Raw genomic sequence first — 23,358 nt, 5'->3', positions numbered from 1 at the left:
CGGTGGCAGTGGAATCTTCGGTGCTGCTGAAGTGGTACTCCGATACGGCCCGTGACCTGCCGTGGCGACGTGCGGGCGTCAGTGCCTGGCAGATCCTGATGAGCGAGATCATGCTCCAGCAGACTCCGGTGGTGCGCGTTGCGCCCATCTGGGAAGAGTGGGTAGAGCGCTGGCCGGTTCCGTCGGCGATGGCAGCGTCCAGTCAGGCAGAAGTGCTTCGCGCGTGGGGCAAACTCGGTTACCCGCGACGCGCGTTACGCCTCCACGAATGCGCCGGCGTCCTGGCGTCCGAGCACGGTGACGTGGTGCCAGAAGACGTCGACATCCTGCTCTCGCTGCCGGGAATCGGTTCGTACACCGCCCGCGCCGTGGCGTGCTTCGCCTACGGACAGCGAGTACCGGTAGTGGACACCAACGTACGACGCGTAGTTGCGCGGGCCGTACATGGCAATGCGGAACCTGGCAATCCATCCAACACGCGCGACCTCGCCGACGTTGCGGCACTTCTACCGAAGGCGCGAGCGCGCGCCGCTACCTACAGCGCAGCTCTCATGGAACTCGGCGCACTGATCTGCACTGCGCGGACACCGAACTGCGAAAACTGCCCTTTGCCGAACTGCGCGTGGGTCGCGTCGGGCAAACCGGCACACACCGGACCGCCCAGGAAGGTGCAGAAGTTCGCGGGCACCGATCGCCAGGTTCGTGGAAAATTGATGGCCGTTCTTCGCGAGAGTCACCGTCCGGTCGAGCGCGCGCAACTCGACATCGTCTGGCCGACCGATCCGGGTCAGCGTGACCGCGCACTGCATTCACTGCTGGTCGACGGACTGGTCGAGCAAACCGATGACGGCTTGTTTGCGCTGGCCGGAGAGGGTACGGCTTAGCCGGCTCGCAGCGGGTTGCATTCTTCGGCTGTGGGTTCGTCGGTCTGGAGCGGTGCGACTTCCGGATCAGAACGCCGAAGTACAGCAGGAACGGCAGGCACCACCGGGTCGCAAGGTGCAAGTGTCGGAATCTGTAGGTCAGCGCCGGGGGGAGGCCCACTGATCGAAGTCGTCGGCTCGGCGCCGACGTTCGGGCGATCCGTGGACACCGCGCGCGACCCGTCTGGGGACAGCGCGATCAGCAACCCCGTCAGCATGAGTAGAAGCGGCAGTACTATTGCCGCCGCCCACCGGACCCTGTTGACGGGCCGGACAGCCATGCCGCCACCGGACCGAACTTTGCTTCCGCGATCGGCCGCTACCAGCGCAGCGCCTATCGCCAGTTGGGTCCGCTCGCCGAGAAACAGGAAGCCGAGACCTGCCAGTTCAGCGGCTTCCGCGGACGGCTGTCGAGAGTCTTCCTTCACGAGCATCGCGACGAGCATCTTGGGCGCAGGGTCTCGTTCGGCGACGAGGAGATCCAATGTCGCAGCAAATGTCGAGCTGTCCGCAAGCAACTCAGCGGTGTCGTAACGATGCGCCGAGTCCACGACGCCTGCTCTCGGGTCGACGGCAGCGATCACGGTCTCGCCGCCGTCCGGCCAGAACGCGAGAATCGGCGAAACACCATTCAGGGCGTCGACCGTCCGCAAGTAGGCAAGCCGTGCGTCGAGACCGTTGACCAACTCGACGTTCTCGAAAGGACTGGAGGACAACGAATCCGAGACAAGTTCGCGCACGTCCGCACGCTCGCACATCACTCCGACGACCGTGGGACACAGATTCGAGCGCAGGGCTCGACCGGTAGCGACCTCGGCGGCGGAGGCGAGTGCGCGCGCCGACGCTTGCGGAGAGGGAACAGTCCCGTCTGCACCCCAGGGGTGACGGAACTCGTCGATCGAGCCCAGAAGGGGTGTGTCCGCATCTACGAGAGCTGTTGAAATTGACTGATTTTCGAATACAACGCCCAGGCTTTCACGCACTGGATCCTCCATCGACTGCTACTGACTGTTACGAGTGTTGCCATTCCTGCGAAGCTGTATCAGAACGTCAGGCCACCGACCGCCATTGCACCTGGTTCCAGCACTACGTCCACCGGCGCTCGGCCGTCGACCGTGACGCGATACGTCCCCGGTAGTAGTCCGACAAACGAGAAGTGACCCTCGAATGGTTTCACCGTCCGCGCTGTCGCGTGCCCGCATTGATCGACGCCGTTGATCACCACCGCCTCCGAGATGCCCGATGTCACCAGACCTGAAATTCGTCCATCTGCCGAGACAGCAGTCCCCTGGCTTCTCTGACCACCGACAGAAATCCCGTGTGGATCACACACTCCCGCGGTGGTCGCCACCCGCACGGTGACATCGCCCGACCGCACGCGAACCGCCCCCTGATCTGCGGTGACCAGTGCAGCGATCGGTAGACCGTCGGCGTCTACCCGCTTTCCCGCAGTCATCGTCGCCGTTCGGGTGAAGTACCGGTCGGCTTCCAGATTGCCTATCAGGCAATGTAACCCGAACTCGTCGACACCCGAGCCGTCTCCGCAGTAGTCAGGCACGGACGGCAGAACGAAACCTCGAGGCACCGGAAGTTGCACGACCACGTCGGAGAGCGGATTGCCCCGGACACCGATGTCGATGACATACGTCACCGGATCACCCTCTCGGATAATGCCGTTGGACGGTCCCGAATCGAGCCCTGGACCGTCAGTGGAATCGAAGGGCGGCGCACCGTCAATCGCCGTCAGCTCGACGGTGAAGGGAGGCACGAACTCTCTCTCAGCCGCCAATCGAACATCCGACTGCATCGGAAGCACGCCGAGCGCAGCAGCGCCGACCACCAGGGCTCCGGTCACGACAACTATGCCGATACCTCGGCGCCACGCTCTCGGCCGGAGTCCGACGACAACGCCCTCCGACCACACCTCTGACAGACGAGTTCTCACGACGCTCCTTCGATGTCTGACTCTCGGGGCCCCCGACAGGCGCTCGCGGCTACATTTGGCGAATCCCGAGCTACGTTCAATAGAAGTCGCTCGAGGGACTCGAAAGCCAATGGTGACGGCGTGATTGTGTGGGTGAACTTCCCTCACCCAGGGTGAATTCCCGGGTGAATTGCCCGGGATGGCACGCTCTGGATTCGCACCAGCTACGCTCCTCCCTGTAGATAGATGGATCGAGACAATCCGCCCAAACTCTTCAATCACTGCGGGGCGCGAAAGCAGAAAGGGTCCGCGCTGATGTTCGGGATGGACGGCCACGACTGGGCAGCTATTCCCGAAAGGCGCACTCTCGCGACGTCGATTCCCCGGCAAGCGCTCTTCAAAAAACTTGACCGACGTGCCGCCCTGACCATCGTCCGTGCACCGAACGGCCACGGGAAATCGTCATTGATCGCATCGTGGCTGCGCGCTCACCTGGCATCCGAACGAGTACTCGTGTGGGTCTCGGCCCCACAGCCCTCGTCGACACTCGAAGATTTCTGGGCCGTTGTTCTCGATCGAATCCACGCTGCCGGAATCGCACTGCCCGACGTCGACGATCTCGCCGATCCTTTCACCGCTGTCGCCAAATCACTGAACGCCCTCAGCCGCCCCGTACTGCTCGTGCTGATCAGGCCGGATCTGATATCGGAACCAGAGTTGGACGATCAGTTGATCGAACTCCTCACCCTCTGCCACAACCTGGACCTCGTGGTCACGCTCTCGGGCTTCGGCATGTTCTGCGAGCCGTACCTGCTCGACACCGACCACGAGGTGATAAGCGCGAGTGAGCTGTTGTTCACGAAAGCCGATACCGCCCATTTGCTCGCACAAGCTGACGTACACACGACTGACGGTGATGCCGAACAAATCACATCCCTGACGGGTGGGCTGCCAGCGCTGGTTCGCGTCGCCGTTCCCGCCGTCCAGGCATCGGGTAGCCGCAACCGCGAGCAGATGATCAGGAAGAACATCGCGCAGGCGATAGACGACTACGTGAACAAATCCGTTCTCACGACCGCTGATCATGTGAAACAACTCGAGTTCCTGCTCGCGACGGCCTTTGCGCGATCGATCACCGTCGACATCGCCGCAATGCTGTTCGAGTCCCAACACCCTGAGGATGCCGAGACCGTTCATCAGGTTCGCGTGCGCCTGGCGATACTGGAGACAGCCGGATTGTTGTCGCGGGTCGAGACCGAAGCCGAAGAAACATGGGAGTTGCCGCCTGCAATCCGTCGATCGATACTCGCGCGCCACACCCGCGCTGGAGTCGATCCGGCGCAACGTCTTTCATTCCTCGCGCACAACCGACTCGACCACGGTCATCACGCGTCGGCACTGGACTACGCTGTCGAGGCACAGAACTGGACCCTGGCCGTAGACATCGTCGAGCAACACTGGGTGACGATGATCGTCCACAGCCTGGACTCGGTTCGCTCTGCCCTCCAACGGATTCCGGCGGAAGCTGCAGACAAACACTCTGCTGTGGAGGCGGGGCGCGCACTGTTCACGATGCATCCGAGCGAGCGCTCGACGGTAGTCGACTTGCTACCCGAATCGCCGGCAGAACTGTGGGATCTCGGCGCTGAAGCCGGCGCGAAGGACGCCTTGAGCATTGCCTGCGTTCAATCGATCATGCTCAGGATGGCCGGCGAGTACGGGCTCGCAGCAGAAACCACCCGGCGCCTGTCTCACCTCAGTCGCAGTGCGCTGGAGAACAACCCGGAAGCGGTCAGTGCACAGCTCCCTCTCATGCGGCTTCAATGGGCGATCAATTTCCAATTGAGCGGCAGGCTCACCGAATCCACGATCAAGGCCCGAATGGCATACCACGGCGCACTGTCTCACGGAGTCGACTTCATCGCTCGCAACTCCGCGGGTAGTGCCGCACTGAATTGGGCGCTGGCTGGTGAGCCTCGCCAGGCCGCATACTGGTTCGAACTCGAGCAAAAGCATCCGGATCCTGGCGGTTGGCTCGAACCTGTGGTCAAGATCGCCGGCCTGACAGCACGGGCGCTAACGGCTCTCGACACACTCGACTTCGACGACGCACGTGGGACACTGACCGAACTCGGTTTTCCTTCCGACACCGAGGAACTGTGGGCATTCGTCGTCTATGCGCACTGCCAATTCGCCTTGACCTCCGGCGACCACACTGCGGCACTACTGTTGCTCCACAATGCGATCGAAGCACATTCCAAGCAGTACACGGCTACATCTTTCGCACTCCCACTGATGCAATCCGCCGAGATCGATCTCCTGCTCGCTCTCGGACAGGGGAACAATGCCGTAGCACTGGCCAAGGAGATCATCGATCCTGCCGCCAATCCGTGGACCCTCACGTCGGTGGCACGCCTACGGCAGCGGATCGGCCAGAACGAAGCCGCGGTCGCCCTCTGCCACCAGTTCGACTGGTCCGGCGAGTCGTATCCGCGAGCACAGATGGAATCGCTTCTGGTGCAAGCGGTTGCACACTCCAGATTGGGTGAGCCGCGCCTCGCGGCGCAGGAATGGTCCAGAGCCTGCAGTATCGCGGATCAGACCGGACTTCTGCGTTCGTTCGCGACCATCTCATCGGCGGACGTCGAGAAACTCGAATCGATGGCGAAGTCGAATTCGCGAGCACTCGCCGAATTCGCGAAAACGCCTCGGGCTGACTCCTTTCCGGAATTCGTGCACATCGTGGAGCTGACCGAACGCGAACAGATGGTCCTCTCACTCCTGGCGATCGGAATGGGGTCGGCCGCGATGGCGGACAAACTGTACGTCTCCGTCAACACCGTCAAGACTCAACTACGCACTCTCTACAAGAAGCTCGACGTACACAATCGAAACGAAGCGATCACGAAGGCACGCCAACTGCGCCTGCTGTAGTCCCGGGTCGGATCTGATTCGGACTACATTCTGTAGACATGAGCACCGATACCTGCGTCTTCTGCAAGATCGTCGCACTGACCGAGCCGGCGATTCTCGTTCACGAGAGCGAGACGACTCTCGCATTTCTCGACGCCAGACCCGTGAGTCGCGGACACACTCTGGTGGTCCCCAAGCGCCATGCAGAAAACCTCGATGCTCTCGAAAGCCATGAGGGCGCAGAGATGTTCCGCGTCGGGACGCTCATCGCCGGCGCTCTACGTCGCTGCGACATCGCCGCAGACGGCGTCAACTTCCTGGTCAACGACGGTCGCGCCGCGGGCCAGACCGTGTTCCACTCGCACCTGCACGTCGTCCCCCGCCATCGCGGCGACAAGGCGAAGTTCGCTGCCGGACTTCTGGCCAGACGAGCCGTCGAACTGGAGCAGGTGGGCTCGTCGATCCGCAGTCAGCTCACCGTCTGAAGGAACTTCGTCACGACGTCGCGGTAACGCTGCGGTTGATCGTCGTGGACCAGGTGACCGGCGTCGGCAATACGTACGTACCGGGTTTGCGGCCGCTCGGCCATCTCTCGCATCTGTCCTTCGGGGGTGATGGTGAACTCCCCCTCGATCAGCAAGGTCGGTGCCTCGATCGCCTTCCACTGATCCCAGAAATGCCTCGTGCCCCATTCCTCGGAGATGTCGCGGAAGGTCGACACGTCGCCGTGCAGGTACCACCCGTCGTCGCGACGGTCGAAGGAGTCGAGAAAGTACTGACCGGCGACGGGGCCGAAGAATTCCTTCATCGCGTCCTCGGAAGCAAACGGCTGCGGCCACGCCGAAATCATCTGCGCCCAGTCCGCAGCGGTGCGTCCCCGAAAGTCCGGGGCCATGTCTTCCAGGACCAGCGCACAAACCTTTTCGGGATGCGCGGCGGCGAAGCACCACGCGTGCAGAGCCCCCATCGAATGACCGATCACGGTGATCGGCTCCTCGATGGAGGCAACGGCCGATGCCAGGTCGTCGACGAATGCCTCGGTAGTCAGCTCTGACGGCGCCGGCCTGCCGTGACCGGCAGCGTCGAAGGTGTAGACGTGGCCGAACTCGCGGATCCACGGAACATGGCGACGCCACGTTCGGGAGCTGCCCATGAGGCCGTGCAACAACAGAATCGGTTGGCCCGTTCCACCTTCGTCATGCAACACGAGTGTCACGGTACGCGGTGAGGCTACGCGGGTAATGTCGCTTGCATGGCAGTCGTGAAGATCAATGCAATCGAAGTCCCCGAGGGCGCCGGCCCCGAACTGGAGAAGCGCTTCGCAGCACGCGCTCACGCAGTCGAGAACTCCCCGGGCTTCCTCGGGTTCCAGCTCCTCCGCCCCACCGCCGGCGAGAGCCGCTACTTCGTGGTGACGCAGTGGGAGTCCGAACAGGCGTTCGCCGATTGGCGTGACGGCCCCGCCCGCGAAGCACACTCCGGCGAACGAGCGAAGCCCGTCGCTTCGGGTGCGTCGTTGCTTGAATTCGAAGTTGTCCTGGACGTAGCCGCCAAGAGCTGATCGCGAGCGATTGTGCCCGCTCGTGCGGGCACAATCGACGGTCATCTCGGGTTCGCGCGTTGACACGGAGCGGGCGGTAGTGCAAAAGTTCGCTTGTAAACGCGATGGTCCGACAGGAATCCGGTGCAACCCCGGAGCGGTCGCGCCACTGTAATTCGAGGTGAAGTGCCTTTTCGGTACGGCTATTTCGACAGCCAGACACTTCGGCCATCGCATGGACCTAGGGGACGCGAAAATCCCAGGAGGCTTCGATGGCTCTCGCCTATTCTCCCGATACGTCGATCGATTCGACTCGTCTTGCTTTCCTCGCCGCTGCAGTAGTTCTGTTCGCGATGCTGGCTCTCTACCTGGTCGGATTCGACCAGGGCGCGGTCTCTCGCACCGGCATGTACATGCATGAATTGATGCACGACGGACGCCACTTGATGGGCCTGCCGTGCCACTAGTCGACAATTTCACGAAGCTTCTCATTCGTGGATTGTTGGCTGGTTTGATCGCGGGCATTCTTGCCGGCGGTGTTGCGTTCGTGCTGGGTGAACCACACGTCAACGCTGCCATTGCGATCGAAGAAGCCAACAGTGCAGCCAGTGAGCATGCCGGCGAAGCCGCTGGGCATTCGCACGGCGACGAAGAAGAACCACTGGTGAGCCGCGACGGGCAGCGCGCCGGGCTGTTCCTGGCCACTGCGCTGGCCGGACTCGCACTCGGCGCGATCTTCTCGGTTGTCGCCAACTACGCGCGACGACTCACCGGAATGTCCGGGCCGTTGTTGGCGATCACCATCGCCGTCGGCGGTTGGCTGGCCATCGAGGCCGTGCCGTTCTTCAAGTACCCGGCCAATCCGCCGGCCGTCGGAGACCCGGACACCATCAACCAGCGGACACTGCTGTGGCTGGCTGCCGTGATTCTCGGACTGCTGTCCGTCACAGCGGCCGCAGCGGCGGCAAAGGCAGTTTCAGGACACGAGTTCCTCAGCGTGCGCATCGCTGCTCCGGTGGCTGCGTTCCTGGTGATCGTCGCGATCGGTTACCTCTCGCTTCCCGGCATCAACGAGGTGGGTGAGGACTTCCCGGCAAACCTGCTGTGGGAGTTCCGACTTTCCTCGCTCGCTACGCAGGCGACGCTGTGGCTCGTACTCGGATTGGCATTTGCCTTCCTCACCGAGCGCGCGACCAAGAACGCCGACGTGGCAAAGAAGTACGCCCTTCGCTGAACCTGCTGTGCGCCTTTGTTAACCGCCCGCGGTTGACGAAGGCGCACAGCAGTTCTTTTTCAGCTCAGATGATGCACTTCCTGCAGCCCGTAGACCGGCGTCGGAATGCCCTCGTAGCGCGCCTTCAACTGCAGCGCGAGGTACAGCGAGTAGTGCCGCGACTGGTGCAGATTGCCGCCGTGGAACCAGAGCGCTTCCTGCTGCGTCGGCTTCCACATGTTGCGCTGCTCGCCTTCCCACGGTCCCGGATCCTTGGTCGTGTTCGAGCCGAGGCCCCACACCTTGCCAACCTTGTCCGCGGTGTCCTGACCGATCAGATCCGCCACCCAGCCGTTCATCGAGCCGTAGCCGGTCGCGTAGACCACCACGTCGGCAGGCAGTTCCGTACCGTCTTCGAGGATCACGCTGTTCTCGGTCAGCTCACGAATGTTGCCGTGCGCGAGCTTGATGTCCCCGTTGGCAACCAGTTCGGCCGCACCGACGTCGATGTAGTAACCCGAGCCGCGTCGTAGGTACTTCATGAACAGGCCCGAACCATCGTCGCCCCAGTCGTGCTCGAAACCCGCCTTCTCGAGGCGATCGTAGAAGTCCTTGTCGCGCTCACGGATTGCGTCGTACACCGGGATCTGGAACTCGTGCATGATCCGGTACGGCAGCGAACCGAACGTGAGATCGGCCTTGTGCGTCGTCATTCCGGCAGCGAGCGCGCGCTCCGAATACAGATCACCCAAGCCCAGATCCATCAGCGAATCCGACTTCACGATGTGCGTCGAGCTGCGCTGCACCATCGTGACGTCGATGCCGTTCTCCCACAGAGCTCCGCAGATGTCGTGCGAGGAGTTATTGGCCCCGATCACGACGACCTTCTTGCCCACGTACTGATCCGGGCCGGGGTGCTTGCTCGAGTGGTGCTGATCGCCGAGGAATTTGTCCTGCCCGGGGAACGTCGGCACGTTGGCCTTGCCGGACATACCCGTCGCCATCACCAACTGCTTGGGACGCAACGTCAACTTCTCGCCGTTGCGGTTGACCTCGACTGTCCATTCCTGGGTCTTCTCGTCGAACGACGCGGAGGTGCAGGTCGTGGAACTCCAGTACGGAACCTCCATGACCTTGGTGTACATCTCGAGCCAGTCGCCGATCTTGTCCTTGGGCGCGAACACCGGCCAGTTGTCGGGGAACGGCATGTATGGCAGGTGGTCGTACCAAACCGGATCGTGCAGGCACAGGGACTTGTAGCGTCCGCGCCACTGGTCGCCCGGCCGCTCGTGGCTGTCGATCACGATGGCCGGAACTCCGAGTTGGCGCATCCGGGCACCGAGGGCGATGCCTCCCTGCCCGCCGCCGACGATCACGACGTAAGGCTGTGTGGTGTAACCGAGTTCGCGATCCTCGATCTCCTTCTGCTCGGCCCACGTGACGCGGTTCGGGTCTGCTCCGTGCTTCGCTCCACGAGGCCGGCGAGTGCCCTTACCTTCCTCGTGTCCCTTCAATTCCTGCAGCGACGTCAGCAGGGTCCAACCTTCATCTCCCTTCAAACGAAGGTGCCCGTGCGCGCGACCGGTTGCAGTCTCGAATTCGATCCAGGCCGACGTGACGCCGTCGGCTTCGTCGGGTGTCTCGGTCGTCCGAAATCCCGAAGGATCGGTGTCGTCGAGACGCTCGGAGAGCATGTCGGCAATCTGCTCGCGACCTTCGACGGTCTTGATGTTCCAGGTGAACGACACCAAGTCTCGCCAGAAGCTGTCGAGTGCAAATTTGCCTGCCACACGCTCGATGTCACGAGCCGCGAGGGCCGACTCGAAATCCGCCAGCCAGGCGTCGACGCGTTCCTGAGGTGTCACCGCCGTCAACTTCACCTCGGGGGTGACTGCGGAATCGATGGTTTGCGTCATCACTTCTCCTTGTTTGTGAATGTGACACACAGCACATCCCATGAGTGGCCCCGGTCACAAGCGTTGCAGTCTGTTGCAATCAGCGGGCGCGGTGCCGACGTCCGATACCGGTTGCTCGCACCGATGTGCGGGCAACCGACTCACCCCTCCGAAGGCTTGAATTTGCCGAGTCCCAGCGACTGAAATCCTACGACGTAGAACAACGTCCACAACACGGCCCAATCCACGAAACCCAGTGCATTGCCGTGCAATCCGTCGACAACTGCCGGCTCGTGAAGAATGTGCTCTGCCGCAAAGCGGTAATAGAACAAGAATGTGACCACCGCGAGCACAAACGTGAGCAGCGCGCGGATCCCCAGGTTGACCCCGCCCGCAAAGCCCGTGGGCTTGTTACCGAAGGCGTTGGCCCAGAAGATCATCCAGAAGGCCCAGCACACACCGAGCTGCGCCGGGAACTGATGGATCACACCGCCCAACTCTGCAACGGCATCGCTTCCCACCAGCACCTTCACAACCGGAAGTGCCACGAAGTACAAGCCTGTTCCCACGGCAAAGTTACCGATCGTGGCTGCGAGCGCCGTCTTTCCGCCGCCGCCGAACAGTCGCCACGGCCAGTTGTCGAGCGTCTGGCCGGTCAGGATCACGACCACCACGACGCAGTAGAACCACCCGAGTACGGTGTCGACGGTCATCAACGGATCCGTGGCGGACAGCGACACGGACGGCAGACCGAACACGAAGTACAGCGCCAGCGTCGGGACGGCGACAAACGCGATCTCACACAAACCCACCAACGGCTGCTTCATCCCTAGGGAAGTCCACGGCCAATGCTGCCAGTTCAGGACCACCATCACCCAGGTCCCGAAGCCGAAGAGCACGAACAGCGCACCCGCGAAATATCCGAGGCCGCCCTCACGATCGGCCGCGAAATCCGGGTACAAGCTCCCCAAGCCGTTTGCCAGGAGCCACGTCACGACGACGGCGAAGACCGCGGTCGCGACCATGATCGCCAGGCCTTTCGCCGGCTGCGGGAGTCGATCGAAGCCGGCGAACTCGCAGTTGAAGCCGATGAACACAACAAAGAGGATTGCCCAGAAAAGCGCCGCGTTGAACGGCAGAGGATAGAAACTCCAGGGACTGGTGGTCGGATCGGCCAGAAGATACCAACTCGCCACGGCCAGCACGAGAACGATCACGAGGTTCGCGATCCCGAACCCGATCCAGCGGCGTGACGGTTGTCGGCTCGGCGTGGCCGGTTCCGTGGGTGTGTCGACTGTAGCGGTCATGTGCCCTCTCCCAGATTGTCTCGCAAGATGATTCGCGAAGTGGTGGCGCAACTATGGAACCGTCGCGCGGGGTACCGGGAGGGTTGCCGAGGGTTGCAACCGCTGCCCCATTCTCCGGAATTGCAACACGGTGCAACCCTTCCGGACTGTGGTCGCCGTCACATACAAATCACTCACCGGTTCACAACCGACTGGTTCACTGCTTACGAGGAGATCTGCATGAGCATCACGGGCAAGGTAGTACTGGTCACCGGCGCCGGCCAAGGTATCGGACGTGGAATCGCTCTCCGCCTGGCCCACGACGGCGCCGACATCGCGTTGGTCGACCTCGACCAGAGCAAGTTGGACTCAGTTGCCGACGAGATTCGACAGATCGGGCGTCGTGTGACGACGTTTATCGCCGATGTCAGCGATCGCGCGCAGGTTCACGCCGCAGTCGAACACGCGCACAGTGAGTTGAGCGGATTCGACGTCATCGTCAACAACGCGGGAATCGCTCTCGTCGGCCCGATCTCCGATGCGACGCCGGAAGAGGTCTCCAAGATCTGGAGCGTCAACGTCGACGGTGTCCTGTGGGGAATTCAAGCCGCGGCAGCAAAGTTCCAGACGCTCGGTCAGCGCGGAAAAATCATCAACGCGTCGTCCATCGCCGGTCACGACGGGTTCGCCATGTTAGGTGTTTACAGCGCAACAAAATTCGCGGTCAGAGCCCTCACTCAGGCTGCGGCCAAGGAATACGCATCCGACGGAATCACCGTCAACGCGTACTGCCCCGGCGTCGTGGGCACCGACATGTGGGTGACGATCGACAAGAGGTTCGCCGAGTTGACCGGTGCGCCGGAGGGCGCCACCTACGAGAAGTTCGTCGGCGGAATTGCACTGGGTCGAGCTGAAACCCCCGACGATGTAGCCGGTTTCGTCTCGTACCTTGCCGGGCCCGATTCCGACTACATGACCGGTCAGGCCGGTCTCATCGACGGCGGCCTCGTCTACCGCTGACCGCGGTGTCTTCACTGAAAGCGGTGTCTTCACTGAAAGCGGTGTCTTCACTGAAAAAGCGGTTGCCCGAGCCCGCGATGCCGCCCGGCGAGGATCCTCGCGACTACGCGAGGACCCTCGCCGCGGTGTACGACGCGACGATGGCCGGAGACCGCGCACCGGCCCGGCCCAGGGACGTGGTGCGCCAATCGTGGCAGCGTCTGCGCGAACTCGGCATCGACCCCGAGCACAACCGGATCGAACCGTCCATGGACGTAGCCGAACTCGATCTCCGTCGTCGTGAGTCCGGACTGTACGACGTGCTCGACGACGTGACGCGTGGGCTCGAATCGGTCACCGCGAGCGGTGAGAACATCATGGTCGTCGCAGATCTTCGCGGAACTGTACTGTGGCGCAGCGGGTCCCATCGCGTACTGGACCAGGCTGCGCGTCTGGGATTTATCGAAGGGGCGAACTGGGCCGAGGACAGCGTCGGCACCAACGCCATCGGAACGGCATTGGTGTCACGACAGGCAGTTCAGATCTTCTCGGCGGAACACTATGCGCGCAGCCATCATCCGTGGACGTGCGCGGGGGCACCCATCCGCGATCCGCGGCACGACCGTGTCATCGGCGTCGTCGACATCAGTGGTCCTGCCAAGACCGTCCATCCCACGACGCTCGCTCTGGTCGACGCCGTCGCACGCCTCGCGCAATCACACCTGCGCGACAAGCATCGGGACAATCTCGATCAACTACGTTCTGTTGCAGGGCCGATGCTTGCACGAAGCGGATCACCCGCATTGGTGATCGACACCCACGGATGGGTCGCGGCGGTCGACGCGCTACCCCATCGCTCGCGCGTGCTGCTCCCCGCAGCTTTGACTCCCGGCAGGACATGGTTCCCCGCCCTGGGCCTGTGCGAACTGGATCCGCTTCCCGGCGGGTGGCTGGTTCGGCCGGTCACCACCGGCGAGAAGATCACCGCTCCCACCGTGCATATCGATCTGCGCGATTCCGAGAACATGTCGGTGACCGTGACGTCCGGTTTGGGCGAATGGGCGTACTCCCCGACCCAGCGCCATGCGGAGATTCTGTTTCTCCTCGGATCAGAGAGGCGCGGACTGACTGCATCTCGGTTGGCGCAGGATCTGTTCGGCGACCCGGCCCGCACGGTGACCGCGCGGGCCGAGATGTCGCGTCTGCGAAAGAACCTCGCCGGAGTTGTTGCAGCGCAGCCGTACCGGTTCGTCGATGCAGCCCTGGTGACGTTGTCCTGCCCCGTGAACGGCGCGCACCTGTTGCCGTTTTCCAACGCGCCGGCAGTTCGTGCCGCTCGCCTTACTCAGGCCGGTTCGGAGGCCTGAGTAAGCAACTGCAAGAACACTTCTTCGGGCTGAGCGCCGGATACTGCGACCGCACGGTTGGCAACGAAGAACGGAACGCCGCTGACCTGGAGTTGGCGCGCCATGGACAGATCCTCGCGTACCGCCTCCGCTGCGGCATCGGAGTCGAGTTGCTCGCGCACGACGTCGGCGTCGAGGCCGACGCTCACGGCCAGCTCGACCAGCACCTCACGGTCGTCGATCACCTTGCCGTCGCTGAAGTGCGCTTTGAACAGCGCTTCGAGGAGTTCGTTCTGCCGCTCACCGGCGAGATGCAGCAACCTGTGCGCATCAAAGGTATTGGCGGCGATCACGGTTTCGAAGTCCAAGGTCAACCCGACCTCGGCGGCCGTCGCGCTGACGTGGGCGAACATCTGACGTACCTGATCAGGCGCCATCCCCTTCATCTCGACCAAGGCGTCGAGTTCTGTTCGGCCCTCTCCCACTGGGGTCTCCGGAGCGAGCTGGTACGAGCGCCAGATGACGTTGACGCGGTCCTTGTTCTCGAAACGATCCAGCGCCGAGAGGAACCTGGTCTTTCCGATGTAGCACCACGGACAAGCGACGTCCGACCACACTTCGATGGTCACGTCTTGGTCAATCACGATTTGATCAGTCACCGAAGGTGCAACAACGAACAGGGTCGGGATTAGTCCCGAGTCACGTCACTAGGCCACAGAATCACGTGACCAGACCACACCGGAACGCGATCAACGACGCACTCACCCGGTTGGGCACACCGAGCTTGGCGAACAACGAAGAGATATGCGTCTTGACGGTGGTCTCACCGAGGTACAGCCGCTCCGCGATGACGCTGTTGGCCGCGCCTGTAGCCAGGATTGTCAGCACTTCACGCTCACGCTCGGTGAGCGAAGCGAGCGGAGTCTGATCAGGCGCTTGCCGACGCGGCGACGAGGCCACGATGGCGCGCAGAGAATCGCAACTGAACAACGAGTGGTCTGACGCCACTACCCGCACTGCCTGCTGGAACGCCTGCGGAGCTGCGTCCTTGCTCAGGAAACTGTGCGCGCCCGCCTCGACTGCCTGCACAACCATGTCGTCGACGTCGAAGGCGGTCATAGCAATGACCTTCGGCGGATTGCTCATGGTCATCAATTCACGCGTGGCCTCCAAGCCGCCGACCCGTGCCATCTTCAGATCCATCAGCACCACGTGGGGACGAAAACGAGTGACCTTGGCCGCGACCTGATCGCCGTCCTCGGCCTCGGCAACCACCACGATGTCCGGCGCTGCTTCCAAGATGTCCTTCATTCCGCGCCGAACCCACGCGTCGTTGTCGACGATCAAAACTGTGATGCGCGAGTCAGCGTCCATAGTGCGCTCAGATTACCCAGAGCCTCCGACGGTTGGAGGGTGGGAGGGTTACGACGACCAGGGCACCCAGCAACTGACAAGGAAATCGTCCCCCAGCGCGCCTGCCTCGACCTTGCCGCCGATCTCCCTCGCCTGTTCGGCCAACCCGCGTAGGCCGGACCGTGAACCGATCGACGTCATGGGTGCAAGCTCGCTGAGCCTATTGCGTGCGAGGATACGAATTCCGTCGTGCGGCGACCCGGTCACCGAAATGACCAGCATCTGATCGCTCGCGTATTTCTGGACATTGGTCAGTGACTCCTGCACGACGCGATAACAGACGTGCCCCGCCAACATTCCGACATCACCCGGGAGCAACTCCGATTCGAGACGGCAGTGAATGCCGGCGGCGCGTGCACCGTTGACCAGATCGCCGATCGCGTCGATCCCCTGATGCCCGCCGTGTTCGCGGCGATCACCGCTCCCCCTGAGCACTCCGACGATTCCCTTCAATTCGTCCAAAGCCTCGTGCGCGGTGGTTCTGATCATCGCAGCGGTGTTGACGACCTTCTCGGGATTGTCTGCCGCGCTGACCTGTAACCCACCGGCGAACAACGAAATCCGGCTCAGACTGGCCGCGATTGTGTCGTGCATGTCTCGAGCGATCCGCGTTCGCTCTTCGGTGCGAATCATCTCGTCGCGCATCACGTCGGTTTTCTCAGTGGCCAGATCCCGTACGTACTCGGCCTCGACGAGTTCGGTTCTGGTCCGAATCAGGAGCGAGAGCGCCACGACGATGCCGACCATGACGGCCGCGACGAGCCACGGGATCCAGATGGCGACGTCGTATTGAACAACCGCCGAACCGTCCTTGGGTTTCGCGGTGCCCATCGTGAGAACGGAGTACTCACGATTTCGAAAAGCGTCGTAGGTCAACGAAATTCCGCAGACGACGAAAGCAGCTGCCGCAGCGGCTGCAAGCCTAGGCCCACGCGCGATCCGAGCAACGGCGAACAACGCGATGAGCGCCGCCGTCGCATCAGTGGGGAAGAACAGCGGGCCGACAAGCGTGATCGCCAGAACCACCCAGGGATGTTGATGGCGCCAGACAAGCGATATCCCACCGGCCACACCCAGGACGAACCCGATACCGACCAACACCGGTGGCATGTTTCCCGACGAACCGGCGATGGTCACCGTCATGATCGAGCAGAAGATGCTGAACGCAACGGCGGCGGTAGTCCACACGCGTAGTCGCACAACAGTTCCTTTGGTGGTGATCACCGAGCAAGCGTATCGACCGCCACCGACGCCTCGAATCAGCCGAACGGGTGGACGAACCGCCAGGCTCCGACCGAAAGGATGAGGCGGACCGATCTTTCGACTGAAGCGGTGGAGGGTCCCCACATCGTTGACTTGTGCCATACCAACTCTCGAAAGGCGCACATCATGCGATCACTCCGCACTCCCCTCGCCCTCCTCGCCGTCGGCGCAGCCCTGTTCGCAACCATCGCCTCGGGCGAGACCGACGAAGCGAAGAAGGTCGACGACAACGGTTCTTCCGCCGCACCCGCGGCTGCCTTCGGAATCGGTGACGTCGTCGAACTGGGCGACTGGCGCGTCCAGGTACACGGCGTTGTCGATCCCTATGTCTCGACCAATCAGTTCATCACCGCGGATCCCGGAAATCGCTACATCGTCGTCGACACCGAGGTCACCAACAACAGCGACAAGCCGTCGACTGTGTCATCGGTGATGTGCTTCGAACTGCAGGACTCGACCAACAAGTCGTACAACATCACGTTCACCGACAGCAGCACGTCGAGTGTCGACGGAGAACTTGCGCCGGGCGCTGCCAAGCGAGGCGAATTGGCCTACGAGGTGCCTGAAACCGCGACCGGTCTTCGCCTTCAGTTCAAGTGCGACCTGTTCTCGTCCGGCTCGGCAACCATCAACCTGTCGTGAACCGCCCGGGCGATCTGCTGCTGAGTCCGTGGGCGCTGGTCTCGGTAGCCGTCATCTTGGTCAACGACCACGTACTCAAAGGGGCATTCGGGAACACGATGACAGGCAAGCTGTCCGACGTCGCCGGCGTGTTCCTGTTTCCCCTGCTTCTTCTCTCGGTTCTCGAGGTGCTCGGACGAAGCCTGGCGGGGCGAGCAGCGATCGACTGGTCCATCGCGGTCACGGGCATCGGCTTCGCCGCGGTGAAGACGGTCTCGCCGATCGGCGACGCGTACGAGTGGGTGATCGGATTTTTCCGCTGGACCGCAGGAGGATTCCGCGGCGAGCTCTTGCCGATCGTGGTCTTTCGCGATCCCTCGGATCTGTGGGTGCTCCCGATATTGTTCGCAAGCTACCTGGTCGTCACACACAACCGCACTCGGGCGCCGGAGGGGGCGCCCGAGCACGAGGTGATCAGTCCAGTGCCGCATCCAACGTGATGTCGACGCCGGTCAGTGCCTTGCTGACCGGGCAGGTTTCCTTGGCCGCCTGGGCAACCTTGGCAAAACCGTCGGCGTCGAGGCCGTCGACCTCGGCGCGAACGGTGAGCTTGATTCCGGTGAGCTTGAAGCCGACCGTGTCGGGGCCCAGCGACACGTCCGCGGTGATGTCGAGACTCTGCGGGGTTCCGCCGGCCTCGGCGATCAGCGCCGACAACTGCATCGCGTAGCAGGACGAATGTGCTGCGGCGATCAGTTCCTCGGGGCTGGTGGTTCCGCCGGCTTCCTCAGCTGCGCGCTTAGGAAACGACACATCGAAGGTCGCGGCACCCGAACTGGTGAGTTCGACCTGTCCCGACCCGGCTTCGAGGGTGCCGTTCCAGGCGGTGCGTGCGGTACGAGTTGGCATTGCTGTCCCTACTTCCGTCTTCACATGATTCGGTGAACGCCTTGCGATCACGAACCTACCCGCGATACGTGACGTCACACCTACTGTTTCGGACGCGCTACCCGAGGAGAGTCGCGGTCAGCAATTTCTCGACGCGTGCCTGCGCGGAGTTCTCCGAGGAAAAGTGCACGATTCTGCCGATGTCGAAGACCAGACCGAGCGCCGCGTGGACGAGGAACCGCGCTTGGACGATCGTCAACTCCGGACGCGCCTCGACGCACAGGTGCGCCCACTCCTCGACGTTCAAACGCTGAATGTTGCGCAACTCGGTCCGTGATCGATCCGGCAAGCTGCCGATCTCGGCAAAGTACACGGCCAACAGTTCGCTGGTTCCGAACGAAACCTCGACGTACATCTTCGCCAACGTCTCGACGGCCGCGAGAGGAGTCTCCGACTCCGCCAACGCCGAGCCCAACGTCATAGTCAGACGATCGGACGCCCGGTGGAAGGCCGCAGCAAGGAGGTCGGCTTTGCTCGCGAAGTGCCGATACACACTCGACGCATTGATACCCGCCGCGGCACCGATCTCTTCGATGCTCACGTCGTGGTAGCCGCGCTGATAGAACAGCAACACTGCTTCCTGAAGCAGCACTTCACGTTTCGACGTCCGTACGAGGCCTGTTTTGCGTTCGGACGCCTCTGCCCTCGCACCGTCCTCCTCGCCAACGGGCAATTCGACGCCGATGACGGACCAGCATGCTGCAAGAATCAGCGCTTCGATCTGCTTGGCGGACAATGCAGATCGATGCCCGGTGATGCTGGCTATCACACTGAGCACGGCGGGCGCGATGAGTTCGACATCGGCCGGGTCGAGTTCCGGACGAACTGCTGCCAGCGGCTCGGCAATCCGAAGATTGAGCGCGCGCATTCCCACCCGCAGTTGCTCACGATCCTCGTCGACCAGGTACCTGCCCTCCCATCGGTAGAGCCCTCCCCTGCGCCGATTCTCGATCGTCGCGCGGATGACACCCACCATCGTGGAGTTCAACTGCTCGCGTGGATTTTCGTTTCCGTGCACAGCTGGATCACTGGCATCCAACAACGCCTGCGTCAGGTTGTTCACGGTGTAGACGAACAGCGCGTATTTCGTAGGGAAATGACGATAGAGGGCCGGCCCGGAGATGCCGACCTTCGCTGCGATCTCGTCGATGCCGACCGCGTGGTAGCCACGTTCACTGAATGCCTCCGCAGCAGCGGCCGCGATTTGGGCCTTCCGATTCTTCGGACGCGTTCGTGGTACAGAGCCACTGCCGCTCACGGAGACGCGAGTCTGTCCGGGCACCTGACCCTCCACTTCCGTTGCCTTCTTCCACTGCCTTCGTCCGCTGCACCGCACTTCTAGGGGCGCGAGTCCGAACGGACCATGTTAACCGTCGCGAAGGTCGCAATTCGCGCCCGGTACGGCTTCACCCGAAACCCTACAACGCGGCTGTCACGGCGGACGGATTCCGGAAAAAGAGTCTTGACACCCGCTCTCACACCAGTGTTATGTTAGTGATGATTCGCACAAACTTGCACGCAGTCCGCTGGCGGGCTCGTTCCATGCAGCGCAGGATTTTTCTTCGCCTGCACTAGAGTTCGATGCCGATTGACCGATCGTAAGAAAGTAGTTGTGAGCAGATGATTCGCACTCGCTTCACCGAGATGTTCGGCGTAGACCATCCGATCGTGCAGGGCGGCATGATGTGGGTAGGACGCGCAGAACTTGTTGCGGCCACGGCAAATTCCGGCGCCCTGGGGTTCCTGACCGGCCTTACCCAACCCACTCCGGAAGATCTCGTCAAGGAAATTGCTCGGACCCGCGATCTCACCGACAAGCCTTTCGGCGTCAATCTCACGATTCTGCCGTCGATCACGCCGCCGCCGTACGCCGAATATCGTCAGGCGATCATCGAATCCGGGATCAAGATCGTCGAGACGGCCGGTTCCAATCCGATCGATCATCTTCCGCATTTCAAGGACGCGGGCGTGAAGGTGATCCACAAGTGCACTGCAGTTCGTCACGCCGTCAAGGCCGAGAGACTGGGCGTCGACGCCGTCAGCATCGACGGCTTCGAATGCGCCGGACACCCAGGTGAAGACGACATACCAGGGCTGATTCTGATTCCGGCGGCCACGCAGGAACTCACGATTCCGGTGATCGCTTCGGGCGGAATCGCAGATTCTCGCGGACTCGTCGCGGCCCTTGCGCTCGGAGCAGACGGCGTCAACATGGGAACTCGATTCATGTGCACCGTGGAATCTACTGTAGCGCAATCGGTTAAAGACCAGATAGTCGCCAACACCGAGCGTGACACCAAGCTGATTTTCCGGACCCTGCACAACACCGCACGCGTAGCAGCGAATGCGATCAGTGCCGAGGTCGTCGACATCGAGGCACGCGGCGACGCGCAGTTCAGCGACATCCAGCATCTGGTCGCCGGGGCACGCGGGCGCAAGGTCTTCGAAGACGGCGATCTCGATGCAGGCATCTGGTCCGCCGGGCAAAGCCAAGGGTTGATCAACGACATCCCGACCGTCGCCGACATGATCGACCGCATGGTCGCAGAGGCCGAACACCTCATCACCTCACGGCTTCCCGGATTCGTCACCGCCGTGAGTGCGGCATGACCGCCACCGCCGAGACGGGCTTTCGCTCCGAAATCACCGACGGTGTACTGCGATTGGCCTTCGACCGCCCGAAGCGGATGAACGCGATCGACCTACCCACGATGACTGCTTTCGCAGGCGCCGTCAGAGAGGGCGGCGCAGACCCGAGAGTTCGTACCATCGTGATCACCGGATCCGGTCGAGCGTTCTGCACCGGAGCCGATCTTGCGGCAGCCGCCCTCAACCCCGCAGACCCGAAAGTTGTCATGGATGCGGCGACTTCTCTGATTCGCGCCATCACCAGCGCCCCGGTCCCGGTGATCGCCGCGGTCAACGGCCCGGCAGCCGGCGTCGGAGTGTCCATCGCTCTAGCCGCGGACCTGACGTACGCAGCATCGAGCGCCTATTTCCTCCTCTCGTTCGTCAACATCGGCCTGATGCCCGACGGCGGCGCCAGTGCGCTGGTACCGGCAGCTATCGGACGTGCCCGAGCGGCCGAGATGGCATTGCTGGGCGAGCGGGTTTCCGCCGAGGACGCAGAGCGTTTCGGGCTCGTGTCCCGCACCGTCGCAGACGACGCGTTCGACGCACTCATCGACTCAGTCGTCGATCGCACGTCGAAGGCTCCCCGACGCGCCCTCGAACTCACCAAGCGCGCACTCAATGCGGCGACGCTGGACCGCCTCGATGCCGCGTTGGAGCTCGAAAATACCGGTCAGGCAGAACTTCTCACCGGCGACGACTTCAAAGAAGGCGCGATGGCGATGCTGCAGAAGCGCACACCGCACTTCAAGTAGTCATTGCGAATTTTCGTTAACAAAACCACTGTGAGAATCGACGGCTCACTGTAGCCTGAGTCACACAATCACCCACGCATGAGAGGAACCCATCGATGGCCTCCACCGATGCAGTCTCCGAGGCGCAGCGTTCACGCCGCACCAACTGGAACAATCAGATCGCCAGGCATGCGCAGATGATTCCCGATCGCACCGCGCTGCGATTTTTGGGCGATTCCATCACCTGGAGCACCCTCGACGCGCGCGTCGAGAAGCTGGCAGACGCTCTAGCCCGACGCGGCGTCAGCTTCGGCGACCGCGTGCTCATCCTGATGCTCAATCGCCCCGAATACCTCGAGATCGTGCTCGCGACCAACGCACTGGGCGCGATAGCTGTTCCGGTGAACTTCCGTCTCACGCCACCCGAGGTCGCTTACCTGGTCAACGACTCCGGCTCCAAAGTCATTGTCGCCGAGGGACCATTGGCTCCACTGGCCGGAGCGGCGCGTGCCGTGTCAGAGGGTATCGACATCTCCATCACCGTGGGCGCCCCCGCCGAGGGTGACAGCCTGAACTACGAGGACCTGGTCAGCGAAGAGGGCGAGGCTCACGCGTTCGTCGACATCCCGGACGATACTCCTGCACTCATCATGTACACCTCGGGAACCACCGGTCGCCCCAAGGGTTCGGTGCTCTCCCACTCGAACCTGGCTTCGCAAGCATTGACCTGTATCCGGGCCTTCCACCTGTTCAATGCCGATTCCATCGGCTTCTGCGCGTCGCCAATGTTCCACATCGCGGCCCTCGGTTCCATCGCACCGAATCTGCAACTCGGCACGACCACGGTGATCCATCCGGTCGGCGCATTCGACCCTGGTCAGCTACTCGACATTCTCGAAGCCGAGAAGGTCACCAGCTTGTTCCTCGTGCCCGTGCAATGGCAGGCCGTGTGCGCAGTTCAGAAGGCGCAACCTCGAGCACTGTCACTGAAGAACATCTCGTGGGGCGCCGCACCATCGTCCGATACAATCCTGCGGGCGATGGCAGAGACCTTCCCAGACGCGTTCAATGTCGCAGTCTTCGGTCAGACCGAGATGTCGCCCATCACTTGCGTTCTCGACGGAGAGGACGCGATTCGTAAGCTCGGATCCGTCGGTCGGGTCATCCCGACCATTTCGGCCAGGGTCGTCGACGAGAACATGGACGACGTGGCGCCCGGTGAAATCGGTGAAATCGTCTACCGCGGGCCCACGATGATGAGCGAGTACTGGAACAACCCCACCGCCACCGCTGACGCCTTCCACGGTGGATGGTTCCACTCCGGCGACCTCGTTCGAGTCGACGACGAGGGCTTTGTCTACGTCGTGGATCGCAAGAAGGACATGATCATCTCCGGCGGAGAGAACATCTACTGCGCCGAGGTGGAAAACGTTCTCTACGAACACGAATTGATCGTTGAAGCGGCCGTCGTCGGTCGCCCCGACGCCAAGTGGGGCGAGGTGCCGGTAGCGATCGTCGCGATGGCGCCAGGTTCGGCCGTGGACCTGACCATCGAGGAGCTGAGCAGCTTCCTCAATGATCGTCTCGCGCGCTACAAGCACCCGAAGGACATCGTCGTCGTCGAAGCGCTGCCGCGCAACGCTAGCGGCAAGGTTGTCAAGGGTGAACTGCGAGAGAAGGTTCGAGCGGTCGACGCAGTTTCCTGACTC

Annotated in this window: 23 protein-coding genes and 1 riboswitch; of the genes, 13 read left to right on the top strand and 10 right to left on the bottom strand. The window is 62.3% G+C overall.

Going from position 1 to position 23,358, the window contains the following annotated elements; genetic code table 11:
• The first annotated feature begins 2 nt into the window (after positions 1-2).
• Positions 3-884 carry an A/G-specific adenine glycosylase gene (locus ACSW29_RS05115; RefSeq protein WP_347871966.1) on the top strand — a complete coding sequence of 294 codons (882 nt, stop codon included), beginning with the start codon at positions 3-5 and terminating at the stop codon, positions 882-884.
• On the opposite strand, the gene ACSW29_RS05110 is transcribed toward ACSW29_RS05115, so the two are convergent.
• Both ACSW29_RS05110 and ACSW29_RS05105 read right to left on the bottom strand, forming a co-directional pair.
• Positions 881-1,906 (bottom strand): hypothetical protein, encoded by a 1,026-nt coding sequence (locus ACSW29_RS05110; protein WP_317827587.1) that lies wholly within the window; start codon positions 1,904-1,906, stop codon positions 881-883. The genes ACSW29_RS05115 and ACSW29_RS05110 overlap by 4 nt on opposite strands.
• 59 nt (positions 1,907-1,965) lie before the next feature.
• Entirely contained in the window at positions 1,966-2,868 is a 903-nt protein-coding gene (locus tag ACSW29_RS05105) for a hypothetical protein (protein ID WP_448276716.1), read from the bottom strand.
• Between the two features lie 225 nt (positions 2,869-3,093).
• Here ACSW29_RS05105 and ACSW29_RS05100 point away from each other — a divergent pair, with 225 nt between their 5' ends.
• On the top strand, positions 3,094-5,781 hold the full coding sequence (locus ACSW29_RS05100; protein WP_448276715.1) for a LuxR C-terminal-related transcriptional regulator: 2,688 nt from the start codon (positions 3,094-3,096) through the stop codon (positions 5,779-5,781).
• Between the two features lie 38 nt (positions 5,782-5,819).
• Complete coding sequence (locus ACSW29_RS05095; protein WP_317827590.1) at positions 5,820-6,245, top strand: HIT family protein; 426 nt, start codon at positions 5,820-5,822, stop codon at positions 6,243-6,245.
• On the opposite strand, the gene ACSW29_RS05090 is transcribed toward ACSW29_RS05095, so the two are convergent.
• Entirely contained in the window at positions 6,230-6,967 is a 738-nt protein-coding gene (locus tag ACSW29_RS05090; protein ID WP_317827591.1) for an alpha/beta fold hydrolase, read from the bottom strand. The two genes, ACSW29_RS05095 and ACSW29_RS05090, sit on opposite strands and share 16 nt — an antisense overlap.
• A gap of 45 nt (positions 6,968-7,012) precedes the next feature.
• Between ACSW29_RS05090 and mhuD the strand changes: the two genes are divergently transcribed.
• The 3 genes from mhuD (at position 7,013) to ACSW29_RS05075 (ending at position 8,534) form a co-directional block, all read left to right on the top strand.
• Complete coding sequence (gene mhuD, locus ACSW29_RS05085) at positions 7,013-7,321, top strand: mycobilin-forming heme oxygenase MhuD (protein WP_007726927.1); 309 nt, start codon at positions 7,013-7,015, stop codon at positions 7,319-7,321.
• Positions 7,322-7,409: 88 nt separating this feature from the next.
• Positions 7,410-7,547, top strand: a riboswitch (cobalamin riboswitch).
• 25 nt (positions 7,548-7,572) lie between these two features.
• Positions 7,573-7,767 (top strand): CbtB domain-containing protein, encoded by a 195-nt coding sequence (locus ACSW29_RS05080; RefSeq protein WP_230816706.1) that lies wholly within the window; start codon positions 7,573-7,575, stop codon positions 7,765-7,767.
• Positions 7,758-8,534, top strand: a complete 777-nt coding sequence (locus ACSW29_RS05075) for a CbtA family protein (RefSeq protein WP_317827592.1) — start codon at positions 7,758-7,760, stop codon at positions 8,532-8,534. Before ACSW29_RS05080 ends, ACSW29_RS05075 begins: the two co-directional genes overlap by 10 nt.
• A gap of 59 nt (positions 8,535-8,593) precedes the next feature.
• Here the strand turns inward: ACSW29_RS05075 and ACSW29_RS05070 are convergent, their stop codons facing one another.
• Both ACSW29_RS05070 and ACSW29_RS05065 read right to left on the bottom strand, forming a co-directional pair.
• Positions 8,594-10,429 (bottom strand): NAD(P)-binding domain-containing protein, encoded by a 1,836-nt coding sequence (locus ACSW29_RS05070; RefSeq protein WP_448276712.1) that lies wholly within the window; start codon positions 10,427-10,429, stop codon positions 8,594-8,596.
• Positions 10,430-10,569: 140 nt separating this feature from the next.
• A complete protein-coding gene (locus ACSW29_RS05065) occupies positions 10,570-11,715 on the bottom strand; it encodes a hypothetical protein (RefSeq protein ID WP_448276710.1) in 1,146 nt (381 codons plus the stop codon).
• Between the two features lie 219 nt (positions 11,716-11,934).
• On the opposite strand from ACSW29_RS05065, the gene ACSW29_RS05060 reads away from it, so the two are divergent.
• Both ACSW29_RS05060 and ACSW29_RS05055 read left to right on the top strand, forming a co-directional pair.
• Complete coding sequence (locus ACSW29_RS05060; RefSeq protein WP_230816709.1) at positions 11,935-12,714, top strand: acetoin reductase; 780 nt, start codon at positions 11,935-11,937, stop codon at positions 12,712-12,714.
• A 77-nt stretch (positions 12,715-12,791) separates the two neighbouring features.
• Positions 12,792-14,060 carry a GAF domain-containing protein gene (locus ACSW29_RS05055; RefSeq protein ID WP_448277405.1) on the top strand — a complete coding sequence of 423 codons (1,269 nt, stop codon included), beginning with the start codon at positions 12,792-12,794 and terminating at the stop codon, positions 14,058-14,060.
• Here ACSW29_RS05055 and ACSW29_RS05050 read toward each other — a convergent pair.
• The 3 genes from ACSW29_RS05050 to ACSW29_RS05040 all read right to left on the bottom strand — a co-directional run bounded on the left by ACSW29_RS05050 (position 14,039) and on the right by ACSW29_RS05040 (position 16,817).
• Entirely contained in the window at positions 14,039-14,683 is a 645-nt protein-coding gene (locus ACSW29_RS05050; protein WP_223257813.1) for a DsbA family oxidoreductase, read from the bottom strand. The genes ACSW29_RS05055 and ACSW29_RS05050 overlap by 22 nt on opposite strands.
• Before the next feature lie 76 nt (positions 14,684-14,759).
• The gene (locus tag ACSW29_RS05045; RefSeq protein WP_019746809.1) at positions 14,760-15,413 is read right to left on the bottom strand and encodes a response regulator; all 654 of its coding nucleotides are present in this window, start codon (positions 15,411-15,413) and stop codon (positions 14,760-14,762) included.
• Positions 15,414-15,461: 48 nt separating this feature from the next.
• The gene (locus ACSW29_RS05040) at positions 15,462-16,817 is read right to left on the bottom strand and encodes a sensor histidine kinase (protein ID WP_448276709.1); all 1,356 of its coding nucleotides are present in this window, start codon (positions 16,815-16,817) and stop codon (positions 15,462-15,464) included.
• A gap of 24 nt (positions 16,818-16,841) precedes the next feature.
• Between ACSW29_RS05040 and ACSW29_RS05035 the strand changes: the two genes are divergently transcribed.
• A complete protein-coding gene (locus tag ACSW29_RS05035; RefSeq protein ID WP_230816713.1) occupies positions 16,842-17,357 on the top strand; it encodes a DUF4352 domain-containing protein in 516 nt (171 codons plus the stop codon).
• Positions 17,354-17,836 (top strand): hypothetical protein, encoded by a 483-nt coding sequence (locus ACSW29_RS05030; RefSeq protein ID WP_448276708.1) that lies wholly within the window; start codon positions 17,354-17,356, stop codon positions 17,834-17,836. The genes ACSW29_RS05035 and ACSW29_RS05030 overlap by 4 nt, the downstream gene beginning before the upstream one ends.
• Here the strand turns inward: ACSW29_RS05030 and ACSW29_RS05025 are convergent.
• The gene (locus ACSW29_RS05025) at positions 17,811-18,245 is read right to left on the bottom strand and encodes an OsmC family peroxiredoxin (protein WP_317827597.1); all 435 of its coding nucleotides are present in this window, start codon (positions 18,243-18,245) and stop codon (positions 17,811-17,813) included. The two genes, ACSW29_RS05030 and ACSW29_RS05025, sit on opposite strands and share 26 nt — an antisense overlap.
• A gap of 97 nt (positions 18,246-18,342) precedes the next feature.
• Positions 18,343-19,566, bottom strand: coding sequence for a TetR/AcrR family transcriptional regulator (locus ACSW29_RS05020; RefSeq protein ID WP_347871857.1), 1,224 nt, complete (start codon positions 19,564-19,566; stop codon positions 18,343-18,345).
• Positions 19,567-19,904: 338 nt separating this feature from the next.
• Between ACSW29_RS05020 and ACSW29_RS05015 the strand changes: the two genes are divergently transcribed.
• The 3 genes from ACSW29_RS05015 to fadD5 all read left to right on the top strand — a co-directional run bounded on the left by ACSW29_RS05015 (position 19,905) and on the right by fadD5 (position 23,355).
• Positions 19,905-20,894 carry an NAD(P)H-dependent flavin oxidoreductase gene (locus ACSW29_RS05015; RefSeq protein WP_448276706.1) on the top strand — a complete coding sequence of 330 codons (990 nt, stop codon included), beginning with the start codon at positions 19,905-19,907 and terminating at the stop codon, positions 20,892-20,894.
• Positions 20,891-21,670, top strand: coding sequence for an enoyl-CoA hydratase (locus ACSW29_RS05010; protein WP_317827599.1), 780 nt, complete (start codon positions 20,891-20,893; stop codon positions 21,668-21,670). The genes ACSW29_RS05015 and ACSW29_RS05010 overlap by 4 nt, the downstream gene beginning before the upstream one ends.
• Before the next feature lie 95 nt (positions 21,671-21,765).
• Entirely contained in the window at positions 21,766-23,355 is a 1,590-nt protein-coding gene (gene fadD5, locus ACSW29_RS05005) for a fatty-acid--CoA ligase FadD5 (protein WP_448276704.1), read from the top strand.
• Positions 23,356-23,358 lie beyond the last annotated feature (3 nt).

This window comes from Rhodococcus sp. GB-02, assembly GCF_053470465.1.
Note: the sequence above shows the minus strand (reverse complement) of the source record. Positions and strands in the feature narration are given on the sequence as shown.